10 protein-coding genes, 3 tRNA genes and 3 pseudogenes are annotated in these 15,781 nt (G+C 61.5%); 10 read left to right on the top strand and 6 right to left on the bottom strand.

Annotated elements, in window-relative coordinates:
* Positions 1-42: 42 nt before the first annotated feature.
* The 5 genes and pseudogenes from dusB to LDP01_RS17670 all read left to right on the top strand — a co-directional run bounded on the left by dusB (position 43) and on the right by LDP01_RS17670 (position 4,918).
* A pseudogene (dusB, locus tag LDP01_RS17650) lies at positions 43-1,226 on the top strand (tRNA dihydrouridine synthase DusB).
* A 64-nt stretch (positions 1,227-1,290) separates the two neighbouring features.
* Positions 1,291-2,607 carry a deoxyguanosinetriphosphate triphosphohydrolase gene (locus LDP01_RS17655; protein ID WP_224092138.1) on the top strand — a complete coding sequence of 439 codons (1,317 nt, stop codon included), beginning with the start codon at positions 1,291-1,293 and terminating at the stop codon, positions 2,605-2,607.
* Between the two features lie 68 nt (positions 2,608-2,675).
* A complete protein-coding gene (gene dnaG / locus LDP01_RS17660; RefSeq protein WP_224092139.1) occupies positions 2,676-4,571 on the top strand; it encodes a DNA primase in 1,896 nt (631 codons plus the stop codon).
* Positions 4,572-4,657: 86 nt separating this feature from the next.
* A tRNA-Asn gene (locus tag LDP01_RS17665) sits at positions 4,658-4,730 on the top strand.
* A 115-nt stretch (positions 4,731-4,845) separates the two neighbouring features.
* Positions 4,846-4,918: transfer RNA gene (locus LDP01_RS17670), tRNA-Asn, on the top strand.
* A gap of 45 nt (positions 4,919-4,963) precedes the next feature.
* Here LDP01_RS17670 and LDP01_RS17675 read toward each other — a convergent pair.
* The 5 genes and pseudogenes from LDP01_RS17675 to LDP01_RS17695 form a co-directional block, all read right to left on the bottom strand.
* A pseudogene (locus LDP01_RS17675) lies at positions 4,964-5,372 on the bottom strand (hypothetical protein).
* Positions 5,373-5,414: 42 nt separating this feature from the next.
* Positions 5,415-6,698 carry an alpha/beta hydrolase gene (locus tag LDP01_RS17680; protein ID WP_224092152.1) on the bottom strand — a complete coding sequence of 428 codons (1,284 nt, stop codon included), beginning with the start codon at positions 6,696-6,698 and terminating at the stop codon, positions 5,415-5,417.
* Between the two features lie 25 nt (positions 6,699-6,723).
* The gene (locus LDP01_RS17685) at positions 6,724-9,222 is read right to left on the bottom strand and encodes an MprF family protein (RefSeq protein WP_224092154.1); all 2,499 of its coding nucleotides are present in this window, start codon (positions 9,220-9,222) and stop codon (positions 6,724-6,726) included.
* Positions 9,223-9,332: 110 nt separating this feature from the next.
* Positions 9,333-9,512 (bottom strand): YMGG-like glycine zipper-containing protein, encoded by a 180-nt coding sequence (locus LDP01_RS17690; protein WP_224092156.1) that lies wholly within the window; start codon positions 9,510-9,512, stop codon positions 9,333-9,335.
* Positions 9,513-9,567: 55 nt separating this feature from the next.
* A complete protein-coding gene (locus LDP01_RS17695) occupies positions 9,568-10,797 on the bottom strand; it encodes a multidrug effflux MFS transporter (RefSeq protein WP_224093918.1) in 1,230 nt (409 codons plus the stop codon).
* A 176-nt stretch (positions 10,798-10,973) separates the two neighbouring features.
* Here LDP01_RS17695 and LDP01_RS17700 point away from each other — a divergent pair, with 176 nt between their 5' ends.
* The 5 genes and pseudogenes from LDP01_RS17700 (at position 10,974) to LDP01_RS17720 (ending at position 14,864) form a co-directional block, all read left to right on the top strand.
* Positions 10,974-11,822: a phage holin family protein gene (locus LDP01_RS17700; RefSeq protein ID WP_224092165.1), complete on the top strand. Its 849-nt coding sequence runs from the start codon at positions 10,974-10,976 to the stop codon at positions 11,820-11,822.
* 49 nt (positions 11,823-11,871) lie between these two features.
* Positions 11,872-12,496, top strand: a pseudogene (locus LDP01_RS17705) (CDP-alcohol phosphatidyltransferase family protein).
* On the top strand, positions 12,496-13,401 hold the full coding sequence (locus tag LDP01_RS17710) for a DMT family transporter (protein WP_224092167.1): 906 nt from the start codon (positions 12,496-12,498) through the stop codon (positions 13,399-13,401). The pseudogene LDP01_RS17705 and the gene LDP01_RS17710 overlap by 1 nt, the downstream one beginning before the upstream one ends.
* A gap of 111 nt (positions 13,402-13,512) precedes the next feature.
* The gene (locus LDP01_RS17715; RefSeq protein WP_224092169.1) at positions 13,513-14,709 is read left to right on the top strand and encodes a glycosyltransferase; all 1,197 of its coding nucleotides are present in this window, start codon (positions 13,513-13,515) and stop codon (positions 14,707-14,709) included.
* 81 nt (positions 14,710-14,790) lie between these two features.
* Positions 14,791-14,864: transfer RNA gene (locus LDP01_RS17720), tRNA-Ile, on the top strand.
* 65 nt (positions 14,865-14,929) lie between these two features.
* Here LDP01_RS17720 and LDP01_RS17725 read toward each other — a convergent pair.
* Positions 14,930-15,772, bottom strand: coding sequence for an AAA domain-containing protein (locus LDP01_RS17725; protein WP_224093919.1), 843 nt, complete (start codon positions 15,770-15,772; stop codon positions 14,930-14,932).
* Positions 15,773-15,781: the final 9 nt, after the last annotated feature.

Raw genomic sequence — 15,781 nt, forward strand, 5'->3', positions numbered from 1 at the left:
GGCGCAAAGGGTCGATTTGCCCTGATTTGCAACAATGGATGGGTGACTGTAGTAGCAACGCCCCCTGCCCCAAAGCTTGAGCTTCCGCCTTTGCAGCTCGGTGGGATCACCGTGGACACTCCCGTGATCCTTGCCCCCATGGCGGGCATCACCAACTCGGCCTTCCGCAGGCTCTGCCGTGAATACGGTGGTGGCCTGTACGTGGCCGAGATGGTTACCTCGCGTGCGCTGGTGGAACGGACCCCGGAATCGTTGCGCATCATCTCCCACGATGAGGACGAGAAAGTGCGTTCCGTGCAGCTCTATGGTGTTGACCCCGTAACGGTCGGTGCGGCTGTCCGCATGCTCGTCGAGGAAGACCGGGCTGACCACATTGACCTCAACTTCGGCTGCCCGGTGCCCAAGGTCACCCGCCGCGGTGGTGGTTCCGCGCTGCCATGGAAGATCGATCTGTTCACGTCGATCGTGCAGACGGCGGTGAAGGAAGCCTCCAAGGGTGGCATCCCGCTCACCATCAAGATGCGCAAGGGCATTGACGAGGACCACCTGACGTACCTCGACGCCGGACGCATCGCCCGCGATGCGGGAGTGGCCGCCGTCGCCCTTCACGGCCGCACCGCCGCCCAGTTCTATTCCGGCCAGGCTGACTGGTCGGCCATCGCCCGCCTTCGTGAGGCGCTGCCTGACATTCCGGTGCTGGGAAACGGTGACATCTGGTCCGCAGAGGACGCTGTCCGTATGGTCCGGGAAACGGGTGTGGACGGCGTGGTGGTAGGCCGTGGTTGCCAAGGACGCCCGTGGCTGTTCGGTGACCTGCAGGCGGCGTTCGAAGGCAGCGATCAGCGGCACCGTCCGGGGCTGCGGGAGGTCGCCGAAGGCGTCTACCGTCACGCAGAGCTCATGGTGGAGACCTTCGGCAACGATGAGTACAAGGCACTGCGGGAAATCCGTAAGCACATGGCCTGGTACTTCAAGGGTTACGTAGTTGGCGGGGAGCTTCGCGCCAAGCTGGCCACCGTTCCCACCCTTGAGGTCCTGCGCGGACTCCTTGATGAACTGGACATGGATTTGCCGTATCCGGGCGTCGATTCCGAGGGGCCCCGCGCGGCCGTGCCGGATCACCGAAGAAGCCTGCGCTGCCCAAGGATTGGCTCATGAGCCGTCAGCTGAACGCGGAACAGAGTGCCGAAATCTCCGCAGCAGAGCTGGACGTGTCAGGAGGCTAGCTTCACACGTGTAAGACTGGCTCAAGAGGCACCACACAACGGCGCTTGAAGGAGGCAGATACCCATGGGAACCGAAGCGATGCTTGGACGCACCGGAACGCCGCACGACTACGTGCAGGCAATTCCGGGCTACACCGAAGCGGATTCTGCGCGGTGGGTGGAAGAGCCGCGAAAGACCAACTACCGCTCCGACTTTGAACGCGACAGGGCACGGGTCCTGCATTCCTCGGCCCTGCGGCGGCTCGGCGCGAAAACGCAGGTTGTTGCTCCGGACACGGACGATTTCGTTCGCACCAGGCTGACGCACAGCCTGGAGGTTGCCCAGGTAGGCCGCGAACTTGGCCGTTCACTGGGCTGCGACCCGGACGTTGTGGATACCGCATGCCTGAGCCATGACCTTGGCCATCCACCCTTCGGCCACAATGGTGAGTCAGCACTGAACGAAGTAGCACATACTATTGGCGGCTTCGAAGGCAACGCGCAGACGCTGAGGTTGTTGACGCGCCTGGAACCGAAAGTCCTTGCCGAGGACGGCAGGCCCGCCGGGCTCAACCTGACCCGCGCCAGCCTGGATGCTGCGTCCAAGTACCCGTGGTCCGCCGTCGACGCCCCCGTCATCCATGGCCACCGCACCAGCAAGTTTGGCGCGTATGAGGACGATCTTCCCGTGTTCGAATGGCTGCGTGAGGGCGCTCCGGGTAACCGCTCCTGCATTGAGGCCCAGGTGATGGACCTCGCGGACGATATTTCCTACTCGGTCCACGACGTTGAGGACGCAATCGTCGCAGGCCACTTCCAACTGAAGTGGATGGAGAATCCGGACCACCGTGCCCGCGTTGTGGGCTACACCAAGCAGTGGTACCTCCCACACAATGATCCTGCTGACATCGATGCTGCCCTTGCCCGGCTGGAAGCCACCAAAGTGTGGGTCCGCGAGGCTGACGGGAGCCGGAAATCCATGGCCGCCCTGAAGGACATGACCAGCCAGCTCATCGGCCGGTTCTGCCAAAGCGCCATGGAAACCACCAGGGACCATTTCGGCCCTGCCAACCTGACCCGCTATGGCGCCGAGCTGATGGTCCCGGAGGACACCGTGACCGAAATCGCGGTCCTGAAGGGCCTGGCCACCACGTTCGTCATTTCCACGGACCACCGCCAGCCCGTCTACGAACGCCAGCGTGAAGTCCTGCACGCGCTCGTGGGCGTTCTGAATGCCACGGGCGACCGCCACCTCGAGCCGATGTTCGCTGCTGACTGGCGTGACGCTGCCGATGACGGGGCCCGGCTGCGGGTAGTGATTGACCAGGTGGCGTCATTGACGGATGGTTCCGCGCTGGCCATGTACGAGCGCCTGGTGGGGAGCCTGCCGTCGCTCTGGTAGCACTATCAGCCTGTTGCTCCGCCAGCCTTCAGCCAGGGCCGTCAAGGCGGAGCGGCTAGGATGGTCACGTGGCTGGCTTGATCAAACGTGAAGATATCGACGAAGTACGCCAGCGCACGGATATCAAGGAAGTCGTTGACGGTTACGTCACCCTGAAGAGTGCTGGCCTGGGCAGTTTCAAGGGCCTGTGCCCCTTCCACGATGAACGCTCACCATCCTTCACTGTGCGCCCCCAAGTGGGCAGATATCACTGCTTCGGTTGCGGCGAAGACGGGGATGCCATCTCCTTCGTCCAGAAAATGGACCACAGCTCCTTCCACGAGGCAGTGGAAAAGCTGGCCGCCAGAATTGGCTACGAGCTTCGGTACGAGGACGGTGGCAGTGGTCCGAGCCGCGAAGAAGTGGGCAAGCGCCAGCGTCTCCTGGATGCCCATAAGATCGCCGATGAGTTCTTCCGTGCCCAACTGCTGACCCCCGGAGCGGCCGAGGGCCGCAACTTCCTCGCTGGCAGGGGCTTTGACCGTGCGGCAGCAGAGCACTTCGGCGTGGGCTATGCGCCCCAGGGCTGGGACTCGCTCCTTAAGCACCTGCGTGGCCGCGGGTTTACCGATGCTGAACTCAAACTTACGGGCATGTTTTCTGAAGGAAACCGGGGCATCTATGATCGCTTCCGTGGCAGGCTCATTTGGCCCATCCGGGACATCGCCGGCGACACCATCGGGTTCGGCGCCCGGAAGCTCTACGAGGACGATCAGGGTCCAAAGTACCTGAACACGCCTGAAACCACCCTCTACAAAAAGTCCCAGGTCCTCTACGGGATCGACATCGCCAAACGCAACATCGCCAAGGACCGGCAGCTGGTGGTGGTTGAGGGGTACACCGACGTCATGGCCTGCCACCTTGCAGGAGTCACGACGGCGGTCGCCACCTGCGGCACGGCGTTCGGCACCGAACACATCAAGATCGCCCGGCGCCTGCTTTCGGACGACGGCACCGGGGGAGAGGTTGTCTTTACCTTCGACGGAGACGCCGCCGGCCAGAAGGCGGCCCTCCGCGCCTTCGAGGAAGACCAACGGTTCGTCGCGCAAACGTACGTTGCGGTGGAACCCACTGGCGCTGATCCGTGTGATCTTCGTCAGCTCAAGGGCGACGCCGCAGTACGTGAACTCATCGATAGCAGGAAGCCGCTCTTCGAGTTCGCGATCCGTGCCTCGCTCCGCAGGCACAACCTGGACACGGTAGAAGGCCGGGTCGCAGCGCTGCGGGAAGCGGCGCCCGTTGTGGCACAAATCCGCGACTCCGGCATCCGCCCCGCCTACATACGCGAACTCGCTGGCTGGTTGGGGATGCCGATTGAGGAAGTCACCCGCTACGTTGGGGCGGCAGCCAAGCGCGCGGCATCCGGCGCGAGTCCGTCCGGTGCTGCGGAACAACCCACGACGACGGCAGCATCGTCGAACGGTCAGGCGTCGAACGGTCAGGTCTTCAATCGTCCCGACCCGCGGGACCCCGTGGCAGGGATGGAGCGCCAAGCGCTGGAAGTCGTCCTCCAAGAGCCCTCAGTCCTGGGCGACGGGGCATGGGAGCGCTTTGAGGCGTCCCATTTTGCTACTCCTGCATACGCGGCGGTGCATGCAGCTGTGCGTGCCACAGGATTGGCCCACGCGGCTGATCCGGTGGCATGGGTGGAGCGCATCCGGCAGGAAGTCCCGGAGCCTCTTCGGCCCTTGGTTTCGGAGTTGGCTGTAACTCCCTTGCCGGCCAGTACCCCGGAGGCCATGCAACGGTATTGCCGGGACATTTTGGCGAGGCTTTTCGAACTGCAGATCACCCGCATTAAAGCGGACAAGATGGGCCAGCTGCAGCGCCTTGACGCAGCTGCATTTCCCGAGGAATTCCAGCGGCTGAACCGCGAACTGATGGTGTTGGAAATGCAGCGTCGAGCCCTGCGTTCAGACTCCTGAGGGTCCCTGCCGAGGGCCGTCGGAAGCGGTCTGGAGGCTCGATTTCGTTTTCCGGCGGGGCCCTGTTAAGCTAGTAACCGCTTCATTCCTCCGTAGCTCAATTGGCAGAGCATTCGACTGTTAATCGAAGGGTTACTGGTTCAAGTCCAGTCGGAGGAGCGCACAATACCCCCGTTCCGGAGTTTCGGAACGGGGGTATTTTTATACCCCCAGGGGGTATCTTCGTCCGATTCGCATTCGCCTAAAACCTTTGCTAAAGTCATAACCGCTTCATTCCTCCGTAGCTCAATTGGCAGAGCATTCGACTGTTAATCGAAGGGTTACTGGTTCAAGTCCAGTCGGAGGAGCGCAAGGACCCCGCACCGGTTTCGTACTGGTGCGGGGTCCACTTTTTACACGAAATCCATCTCCACCTGGAGGAACCGTGCGGCTTCGGCCACGGCTGCCAGGAAGGCTTCCTGTTCGGTAGGGGGTGTCCGCGGTTCGCGCGGATGCCACTCATGGGGAGCGGAGTAGACGCGGGTGAAACCTCCGCCCGGGGGCGCATAGAAGATTCCAAACCGCTGGACCGGCCACTCGGGTGAGGTCTCGGGGGCAACCAGCAACGCGGCGTCGGCTTCGGGGTTGTACCACTGGGCGATTGGCCGGCGCCTGTCATCCGTGAAAAGGGCCTGCCGCATAGAGGGCAGCAGACTGGGGACTGGTCACGGAGCACAGCCGGTCCCACCACAGCGGCAGGATGCGTTCATCCCGACGCTGCCAAGGTGCCGGAAGCGGCTGCAGCTCTTGCCAATGTGGCACATCTCAACTTTATCGCCGGGGACGGGCCGGCAACAGGGCTGCCTAGGGGGACAAGCCGAGTCTCGGATACAGCACCTCAAAGCCCTTTGTCAGGCCGGCGTTCAATGCGATGCCTACATGCCCGCCGTTTGGCACCTCGTAATAGGTAACCGTCATTCCGGAAGCTTTTGCAGCTGCCGAGACAGCCTTCGCAGCTGCAACATAGGTCACATCATCCGAGCCGACGGTGAAAACGGCAGTGGTGTCTGGACATTGCTTGCCCTTCATGATGTTGATGGGCTTCTGGGCGTCATAGGCTGCCTGGTTGCCGCCAAAGATCTCTGCCAGGTTGCCTGCAGGGTCCTCCGCCCCGGGAAACTCCTCGCCGGAGATATCCACCACATTGCCCCACATCTTCGGGTATTTGAGCGCAAAGGAGATGGCGCACTGCCCGCCGTTGGAGTATCCGGCGATGGTCCAATGATCGCGGTCCGGGAGGATGTTCAGGTTCGCCTTGGCCCAGTTCACCACGTCAACGTTGATGTACTTCTCCACGTTTCCGTACTTGGCCGTATCCAGGCATAGAGTGTCGTCCTGATCCGGTCCGATCTGGTCGGCCACGATCGCGATGGGCGCCAAGCCATTGTTCTTCGCAGCAAATTCGTCCAACGCGGCCGAAACGTACTGGGGGTCAGGCAGGCCCGGCTGGCCCATCATGAGGACAAACAAGGGCAAACGGGGTGGGTTCTCCGTCAGGGCAGCAGGCGGCAGGTAGATCCCGGCAGGGCGGGCATTGAAACCCGAGGCGGTGGGTGGAATGACCTGCGTTCCCACTTCGCCTTTTGCTGGCATGTTGGTTGGCGGTTTCCAGTTCTGCCACAGGGGCCCGGAAGGGACAGGAGCATCCGGGTCCGGCTTGCTCAGTTGGATGGCTTCCTCAGTGGAAATCCCCAGCGCTGACCCCAGGGTCCTGTTGAGCCCGAACTCCATGTTGACGCCCAGCGCAGTGACCAGGAGGAACACGGGAATCGATATCGCCGCCACGGCCTTCCGCCACCGGGGACTGTGGCGAAAACTAACCGCGGCCAGGCCAAGTGCAGCGAAGCCTGTGATCACCCAGAACCACACCCGGGGTGTCAGGCCCACGTGGAAGACGTCCAGGACATCCTCCACGATCCAGACCGTCAACCAACCCAGCGCTGCTGTCACCACAATGCCAACGACCGCTGTGACGACCCAGTGCGAAGACGGCCTGAGGAACAGCAACAGGAAAAGCCCGACGCCGATAATCACCGCTATCGTCATGACCACAGGGCCGCTGATCTCGATTTCCAGGAGGCCCTTCATGACTGCCGCGTCCGTCCGGCGGCAGTCATGCGGCGGGTTCCCGGGCAACCATTTGGCGTAGCAAACCGGCGCTCTGTGCGGGGGACAACCCCGGCAAATACGCCGACCCAACGGCAAGGCCTATGGACGGCAGGGCCAGCGGATCCCGGTAATACATGTACAGAGTGCGGTGCTCGGGCTGGAACCGCGATTTGAAAGCTGCCAGGGACTTGAAGCCGTACATGGGCTCCAGTGCATTGCCCAGCATTGCCAGGACCCGGTCCAAGGCACTGTGGTCACCGTCGTCCGTCGCTGCCCCCGTGTTGGCCAGCGGGGAGCCTGACAGCGAGATGCGCGGAACGTCGTCCTTGAAGTGCGTAACAGCGGAGGCGATCAGGAATTCCATGACCCCTTTGAAACCAGTGGTTCGGCGGCGCATGAAGTCCAAGGTCCAACCCGACACCACGCCGTCGGTAAAGACCGGCAGCCAGCTTGTGACCCCATGGACCAGGCCGTCGTCGTCCACCGCGACGCAACACATGACTTCGGGATCCTTCAGTTCATCGAGTCCGCCCAGCGTGAACCCCATCTCGGGGAGGGCCTTGTCCGCCACCCACTCTTCGGAGATTTCGGCAAGTTGTGCCCGGATCCCCGGAGGCATCTCCGCGTAGTGGTACCAGTGGTCCTTGATGGACAGCTTCTCCGCCCTGTTCAGCGCGGTCCGGACGTTCTGCCATTCCTTGCCTTTGAACGTCATGGCCTGGACGTTCAGCAGGGTTTCTTCCGCCACCTCCAGTTTGCGGAAGCCGCGGGGGAGGAGAGCTTCGTCAAGCTCCGCCGTGGCCGAGTAGAAGCACGGTGTGAGGCCCAGTGCTGCGCAATGTGCCAGAAAGCCTGTGGCAGCCTCGGTGTGGTGTTGGCGGGCTCCGAACGGACCCGCCACCGTCAGTGCCACCCCGTTGTGCACCTGGTAGGCGAGGCCAGCCCTCCTGTCCGGTGTGAACCAGTACTGGTTGTTGTCCCACAGGGCCATCCAGGACAAGGTGCCCCCGCCGTCATGAAGCAGTTCACGGGTGTGTCCCAGATCCGCAGCAGGGTCTTTCGCCAGCGCCCGGAACCGCTGGAAATTGTTCAGGACCATCAAAAGGATGCACAGCCAGATGACGTCCCCGCCCAGTCCGTAAAGAACTGTGCTCAGCAGTCCCTGGGGCAGTTCAACGACGAACGGAACGGGGAAGGGGACCAGGATATGGGTCAATTGGCCTGCGAGGTCCCATAGGGATGAGCGGCTGGGGTTGCCCTCCAGGAACCAGAAGACCACATAGAGGGCCGCCGCCACAGCAGCCATGATGAGGGTTGTCCTGCCCAGGACGCGATATCCGGCGTCGCTGGATTCCACCTGGAATTTGTGGCGGTTGACCACCAGCAGGACCGCGATGATCAGCGGCGCCAGGATAGCCGGAACGGCATACAGCAGGAGGTAGCCGATGTCGTCATTGCCGAGAGTCACTTCCGGATCCGTCACGTACTGCAGGATTGCCACGCTCGTCACGAACGCCAGATACAGCTGGATGACCAGGGTCAGCCTGTACGCAAGGCGGCGACCACGGCGCAGCCCCTCAGCACAGACAAGCAGCAACAGCACCGGGATCACTGTGAGGATGGTGGCACCGAAACTCTGCACGCCCACAACACTTTGCAGCGTGACGCAGCTCTTGTCGTTGTCGCATGCTTCGTTGACTTTGTCCACGCTGGGACTTGCCTGCAGCATCACCTCGGAAACCACAGAAAGCGGGCCGACCTCCAACGTGCCCGTTAGCTGCGTCAGCAAGGGACCCAAGGCGAACACACCCACCACAGTGCCCACAAGGAACCGGGTCTCACGAAGACTCGAAGAATGAAGGGAGCCCGCACGCCGCCGCAGCACCAGGGCTTGGACGGCCCAACCGGCCAGAATGCCGATGACAGCGCCGGCAAGGGCCTGGAGTGTTTGTGCGACGCCTACAAACAACGCGAACATGAGCGTGGCGGCCAGCAACCATGTCCGGAGGCGACGACGCCACAGCGCCTCCAGCGCCGCCGTCGAACATCCCAACGCAGCGGCGGCACCACCGTAAGCGCCCACAACGTACTCGCCACCCAGGAAACTCAGCCATTGGTCGCTGTTGTCCGTTCCAAAAGCAACCAGCCCCATCAGCACCAGGGCGCTCAGAGCGGAACCAAAGATGAATGCTGCCAGCGCCAGCCATGGCCCCATGGTGCGCTCGGCGATACCCACGCCCACCAGGATCAGAACCGTGCATGCCAGATAGTCCAGCAAGGATGAGGCAAAGAAAGATGATGTGAAGATGGACCATCCCGGTCCCGGATCCAGCGCCAAACCCAGCCCGACTTGTTCCAGGAGTGACTCGTTGGGACCGGCGACAAGGCTGCCCGTAACTGCGCCGACAACCCAAAGGAACAGCACGAGTCCCAGGGTCAGGGGCAGCCGCCGTATGGCCGCCAGGCCGTAAACAGTGCCCCTGTATCCATCAGCCGCACTCATGTGATGTCCCCTTCACCGGCGAAGCAGGGGAAACCCCCGGCTGGCCACCATTCTGCCCTGCCAGGCGCCCTAAGGGGAGGGCTTATACGGGCCGATAGACCCGGTTACGGTCAGTCCCTGTTCCAGGGGCCCGGGTTCACCCGGTACAGCAGGGCCGCTCCAATGACGGCGCCAAGTATCGCCCCGAACAGTGCACTCCCGGCCATACGGCCCAACAGCGCCCCGACGACGGCGCCAAGCACGGCCCCGAGGAAAAGGCCCCTACCGTTGCGGTGCGGTTTCTTGGTCATGGTCACTGCCTTTGGTCGGGTCAAGGTGAAATGCCGAATTAGTGGATTGAGATACCTAATGAATTGACGGGACCGTCCGCGGCCGGACCACCAGCCACAGTGCGGCAATGGCTCCGGTGATGCAAACAGCCTGGACCGCGCCCATGGGTACCGCTGAATCGACACCGAGCCAGCCGACAACAGGGGGAACGATGCCCGCCATCATGAATTGCGCTGCCCCCAGGAGCGACGCCGCCGTCCCCGCCTGGGCTCCATGGTTCGCCAGGGACAGGACCTGGACGCAGGGGAACAGGAAGCCTGTGGCGCAAATGTAGAACCACAGCGGAATCAGGATGCCCCACAGACCCACGTGGAGGAGATCGAGCACGATAATCAGGGCCGCCATAAGCAGCATGAATACCGTGGCTCCGGCCACGATCCACTGTGGCGCGACGCGTCGGATCAACCTCGAACTGATCTGTACGCCCGCCACGATGCCCAGCGAATTGACCCCGAAGAGGAGGCCGTATTCCTGGGGAGAGAATTCATAGACGTTCTGGAACAGGAAGGTGGAGGCGGAGAGGTAAGCAAACAAACCACCGAAGTTCAGGCTGCCAACCATCAACATGCCCACGAATATCCGGTCCGTCAGCACCGTTTTGTACCGCTGCCGCACCGTGACTGTGGATTTCCCGCGCCTTTCCGCAGGGAGGGTTTCGCGAATAAAGAAGATCGCGGCCACAATCACCAACGTGCCATAGCAGGCCAGGAAGTAGAAGATGCCGGGCCACGGGAACACCAGCAGCAATTGGGAACCGATGATGGGGGCCAGGATCGGAGCCAGCCCGTTGACCAAAGACATCCGGGAGAACATGCGGACCATCGAATAGCCATGGAACAGGTCCCGGACCATGGCCATGGCGACAACGCCGCCGCCCGCGGCGCCGATACCCATGAGCACACGGAAAAGGGACAGGAACCCGATGTCCGTAGCCAATGCAGCGCCCAATGACGATCCAATATGCAGGGCAGTGGCGAGGATCAAGGGCAGGCGACGGCCAAACTTGTCGCTGAAGGGACCAACCACCAACTGTCCAAGGCCAAACCCAACCGTGGTGCCGGTCAGCGTCAGTTGGATCGCCGTGGCTGATACGCCAAAACTCTCCTCCAGCGCAGGGAACGCAGGAAGGTAGAGATCCACCGTGAAGGGCCCCAGAGCGGTCAGGGCACCGAGAAGGACAATGTAGACAAGCTTTTCGCGTCGGCTCAGGGAATCGCCCGGAGCAATTGGATTGGTCACGATCATCAATCCTATGGCCGTCACATCATATTTATGCAGCTGCGTCAGGCGCGCCGCGGTGTCATCGGCGAAAGTTGAGCCGGAAACTGAATGATAGTTTTGAGGACAGGTGCCCGCGGCGATCTTTTTCCGGCCGCGTTCGCCCGACACGATGCCCAGAGGAAGCAGTTAGGCGGAACCCAATGAGTGGACGTCACACCGGCCGGACCAGCACGAGACCAGCCATCCGTACTTTGCCGAAGACCCTCAAGCTCGTTGCCCGTTTGGCTCCCAGGCAACTCAACGATGAGATCGCCCTTGCCAAGGTCGAACTCAAGCGAAAGGCCACCCAGGTTGGGGTGGCCGGCGCGTTCTTTGGGGTAGCCCTTGTCTTCATGTCGCTCCTGGTGATCGCCTTGGTGGTGGCCGCGATTCTCGGTTTGGCTACCATCATGCCGGGCTGGCTTGCGGCGTTGATCGTTGCAGCGGTCTTTCTCGTGATCGTCGCGCTCGGAGCGTTGATCGGTGTCTCCAAGTTCAAGAAGGCCATGCCTCTGATCCCTGAAGACACCATCCGTGGACTCAAGCACGATCTTGGAATTGCGAAGGAGGGCTCGGCCTTCGACGAATCGATCCTCGATCCCAATTCGCCCGCTGCCAAGGCGGAGAAGGCTGCCAAGGAAGCTGCCGCCGAAAAGGCGAAGGCAGAAAAGGCTGCAAAGGAAGCTGCCAAGGAAGCGGACGCAGCCAAGGCGCCCACGGAGGCAGAACTCCGCCTGCGCCTGAACAAACGGCGCGAACACCTTACCGGCGTGCGCGATGAGCTTGGCGAGCAGTTGGACGTCAAGAAGCAGAGCCAGGCTTTGCTTGGGGCAGCCACCGTGAAACTCCAGGAGGGAAAGGACTTTGCTTCGGCCAAGTTCGCTGACCTTGGGGAGGCCGTCCCCGAGGACCTCGCCGGGCGCCTTGCGTCCCGGTGGAAGGACCTCGTGGCTTTCGCCGCCGCGGCTGCAGTCTTCGTGGTTGCCCTGCGGAAGCTGCTGAAGAAGTAGCAGCCTGACGCGGTACCGCACACACTGGAGGAGAGGAAAGGGGGACACCATGAGGTTCATCGGTGCTGGTTCGCATCCGGACCGTCCCCAGGTGGACCACGACCTCGTCTTTACCGTTCCCAATGTGCTCACCGTACTGCGCTTCATGGGCGTCCCGCTCTTTGTGTGGTTGGTCCTGTGGCAGAAGGAATATGGCTTCGCTGTGCTCGTGCTGGTCATCGTGGGCAGCACGGACTGGGTGGATGGCTATATCGCCCGCCGCTATGACCAAACCTCCAAGTTGGGCAGGATCCTGGACCCCCTGGCGGACCGGGCCGCGCTCATAGCCGTTGCCGTCACTTTGGCGATCGCCGGCGTCGTGCAGTGGTGGTACCTGGCCGCGCTGGTGGTGCCTGACGCCATTCTGGCCATTGCCTCGCTGATTTACTTCCGCAGCCATCCAGACCTTCCCGTCAGCATCATCGGCAAGATCCGCACCGGGCTGCTGCTGGTGGGCACGCCGTTGCTGGTACTTTCCAAATTGCCGATTCCCTACACCGACGCCTACTTCGCGGCCGCTTGGGTCTTCCTTGGCCTCGGCCCTGCTGGGCCACTGGATTGCGGCCTACAACTACTACTGGGCCATCCTGCGCAAAGGCAAAGAACTGCGGGCCAACGACGGCGGACACGGCTGATGGTGTGGCTGGCGGTTTTCCTTGCCGTACTTGGCGCCTTTTTCCTTGCCATCGGTGCACAACGCCAGGGAAGCGCAGTAAAAGCCGATACCGGCGGGCTTGCCCTGAGTTCCAACGGGTTCCTGCGGCTTCTGCGAAACCCACGATGGATGCTTGGGCTCTTGCTGTTGTGCCTAGGCATGGTGATGAATGCAATCGCCCTTGTATCGGCACCCCTTACGGTGGTGCAGCCGATTGGTGCGATCGCACTGGTTATTACCACCGTGGTCAATGCCAAGGACCAGGGCCTGAGTATCAACCGCGCCACCGTGGTTGCCATTACCGCCTGCGTCACCGGATCGGCCTTGTTCGTACTCCTGGCAGTTAATGTCACGCAGGAAAACCACCATGTTAACGCTGAAGACGAACTGACAATCGTGCTGCTCCTGGCCCTGGCCGTGGGCCTTTTCGGCACTCTTGCGGTGCTGTTCAAACACCGCATGAGCGCCTTCATATACATCTTGGGAGCGGGTGTACTGTTTGGCTTCGTGGCCGTCCTGACCCGGATCATCGGCAAGCACCTCCTGGACCCCAATGGCCTGTTCCTGCTCAATGTGCAGTGGTACACCCTCATTGCCATCGCCGCCGCCGGCGGCCTTGGTTCCTGGTTCGTCCAGAGCGCGTATTCAGGTGGCCCTCCGGATCTGGTTATTGCCGGACTGACCGTGGTGGACCCCATGGTGGGCATCGCCATCGGCATCGTTATCCTTGGTGAGCTTCGTCCCGATGTCCATGCCGTGATGGCAATCAGCATGGCCGCCGCAGCTTCCCTTGCTATCGTGGGAGTTATTGCCTTGAGCCGGCACCATCCGGAAGTCACCAAGCGTAAGAAGGACGCGAAGGCGGCTGCAAGCCGGAAGGCCTAGGCAAAGTTTGATCCTTGCGCCACCGCTTCCCAGCGGTCCGGCAACCCGGCGACACCGCAGCATTGACCCGTTCAAGGCTGTTCCGCACCGTGACCATCAGGAGTTCTCCACGTGACCATTCCCGACACCAACAAACCCCTTACCATCCTGATCGCGGCGGACACTTACCCGCCGCACGTAAACGGTGCTGCGCAGTTCGGCTACCGCCTGGCCAAGGGAATGACGGCGCGCGGACACAACGTGCACGTGTTGGCTTGCCGACCGGACACGGGCAAGAGCTACACCGAGTTCCGTGACGAGGCAACCGTCCACCGCCTGCGCTCCCATGGGGTGTTCACCCACGAATACTTCCGCATCTGCTTCCCCTGGGAAATCAAGAAGGAAATCAGTCTCCTGTTCGACAAAGTCCAACCGGACGTGGTGCACATCCAAAGCCACTACATGATTGGCGAACACGTACTCTACGAGGCCGTGAAGCGTGGCATCAGGATTATTGCCACAAACCACTTCATGCCTGAAAACCTGAACCCGTTCCTTCCGTTCCCGCAGTGGTTCAAGGACATCGTGGGGCGCATCTCCTGGAAGGACATGGGCAAGGTGATGGGCCAGGCGGACGTCGTCACGACACCCACACCCCTTGCCGCCAAGGCCATGCACCAGCACGCGTTCCTCCGTAAAGTCCTGCCCCTGTCCAACGGCATTGATTCCGCAGCGTACGAGCTTCAGCCTGGCGAGACGATCGAGCCCCATGCCAACCCCACTGTCCTTTTCGCCGGACGGCTTGCGGAAGAGAAGCACGTCAATGTGCTGATCGACGCCATTGCCAAGACCCCGCGCGAACTCAACGTCCACCTCGAGGTCGTGGGTGGCGGCGAAGTCCGCCCGGCCTTGGAGGCACAGGTGGCCAGGCTTGGCTTGGGGGATCGGGTGAAGTTCCTTGGACTGGCAAGCGATGAAGAGCTGCGCGAGGCCTACATCAAGGCCGATATTTTCTGCATGCCCGGCACTGCGGAACTTCAGTCGTTGGTGACGCTCGAAGCCATGTCCGCCTCCACGCCCGTGCTGTTGGCAAATGCCATGGCACTGCCGCACCTGGTCCGCGACGGCGAAAACGGATACTTGTTCACGCCCAACGACAGCACGGAGCTCGCCGCGAAGATCACCAAGCTGGTGGAGCTTCCTGAAGACCAACTTAAAGCCATGGGCAAGGTCAGCCGCGAGATGGTGGAGCCGCACAGCATCAACGGCACCCTTCAGACATTCGAGGACCTCTACCGCGGTGCTTCCTACGAGGACATGGTGGTGTGACAAAAGCACTCTCAAGTAGCTATTAGTATTGCTAGAGTGCATTTGCCCCAACTGTTGCTTTTTAGCGGCCTGGGGCGTCACGGGGCTATAGCTCAGCTGGTTAGAGCGCGGGACTCATAATCCTAAGGTCCTCGGTTCAAGTCCGAGTAGCCCTACCTTTGCACGGGAGCCGTGGCTGGCGTTTCATACGTCTGCCACGGCTCTTTTGCGCTTCGGCTGTTCATCCCACTGCCGCTGATAATTCCGAGCGAATGCGGGCTTCCTCCCCGCTTCCCGTCGTAGGCAAACGCAGGAGACGAATCCCATGGGCATGGCAGATGGCATCTTTGAGTTCATCCCGGACGTGTTGAGCGGAATTGTCTTCGTGGAATGCGAAACCGTCAACTTCAATGGCCAGGACCGGCAGGTTGGTGACGCGGTTATAGACCACGAAGTCCAGGCTCGCCCGGTTCTGGACAAAAGAAGCCTGTTGGGATGTGAGCATCGCAGGATCGCGAAGCAAATTCTTCAGCAGGACCTGTGGGGCCACAGCCAAGTCGGAGAACTCCTCTTCCTCGAGGACCTCCGACAAGACAGTCCAGACAATATTCTCCGAAGCGAACGTGGAGCCGTTTCGGAGTCGGCCGGCCAAGGGTCGTAGCAACGCTGAATACTCTCGGTACAGGAGGTCGAAGACGGACAGGACGCTGCTGTCGAAAACACCATCCTCCGGATTTCGGTAACGAATAAACTGCACGAGGTCTCGAAGGTGCCGGCTTTTTGGCAGCATCTCATTGTTCGTTACAAGTATGAACCGCTTCACTGCCCGGGAGACGGCGACATTGACGAGGTGCGGGTCATCGACGAAGCTGACGCCCTGGTGTCCGCTGCTTGTCTCGTCCAGGACTGTGCTCATGATGATCACGTCCTTCTGCCGTCCTTGGAACTTGTGGACTGTGTCGGCGTGGATGCTACTGAGCAGGGCTTTAGCTACTTTGTCCACTTGCCGTCGATACGGGGTCACCATTCCGATCTGGTCATTGCTGATACCTGAGCAGTATCGCCCGAGGACCTCCTTGGCAATGACGTCCGC

Origin of the sequence: Arthrobacter sp. StoSoilB13 (assembly GCF_019977255.1) — a bacterium.
Lineage (GTDB): Bacteria > Actinomycetota > Actinomycetes > Actinomycetales > Micrococcaceae > Arthrobacter.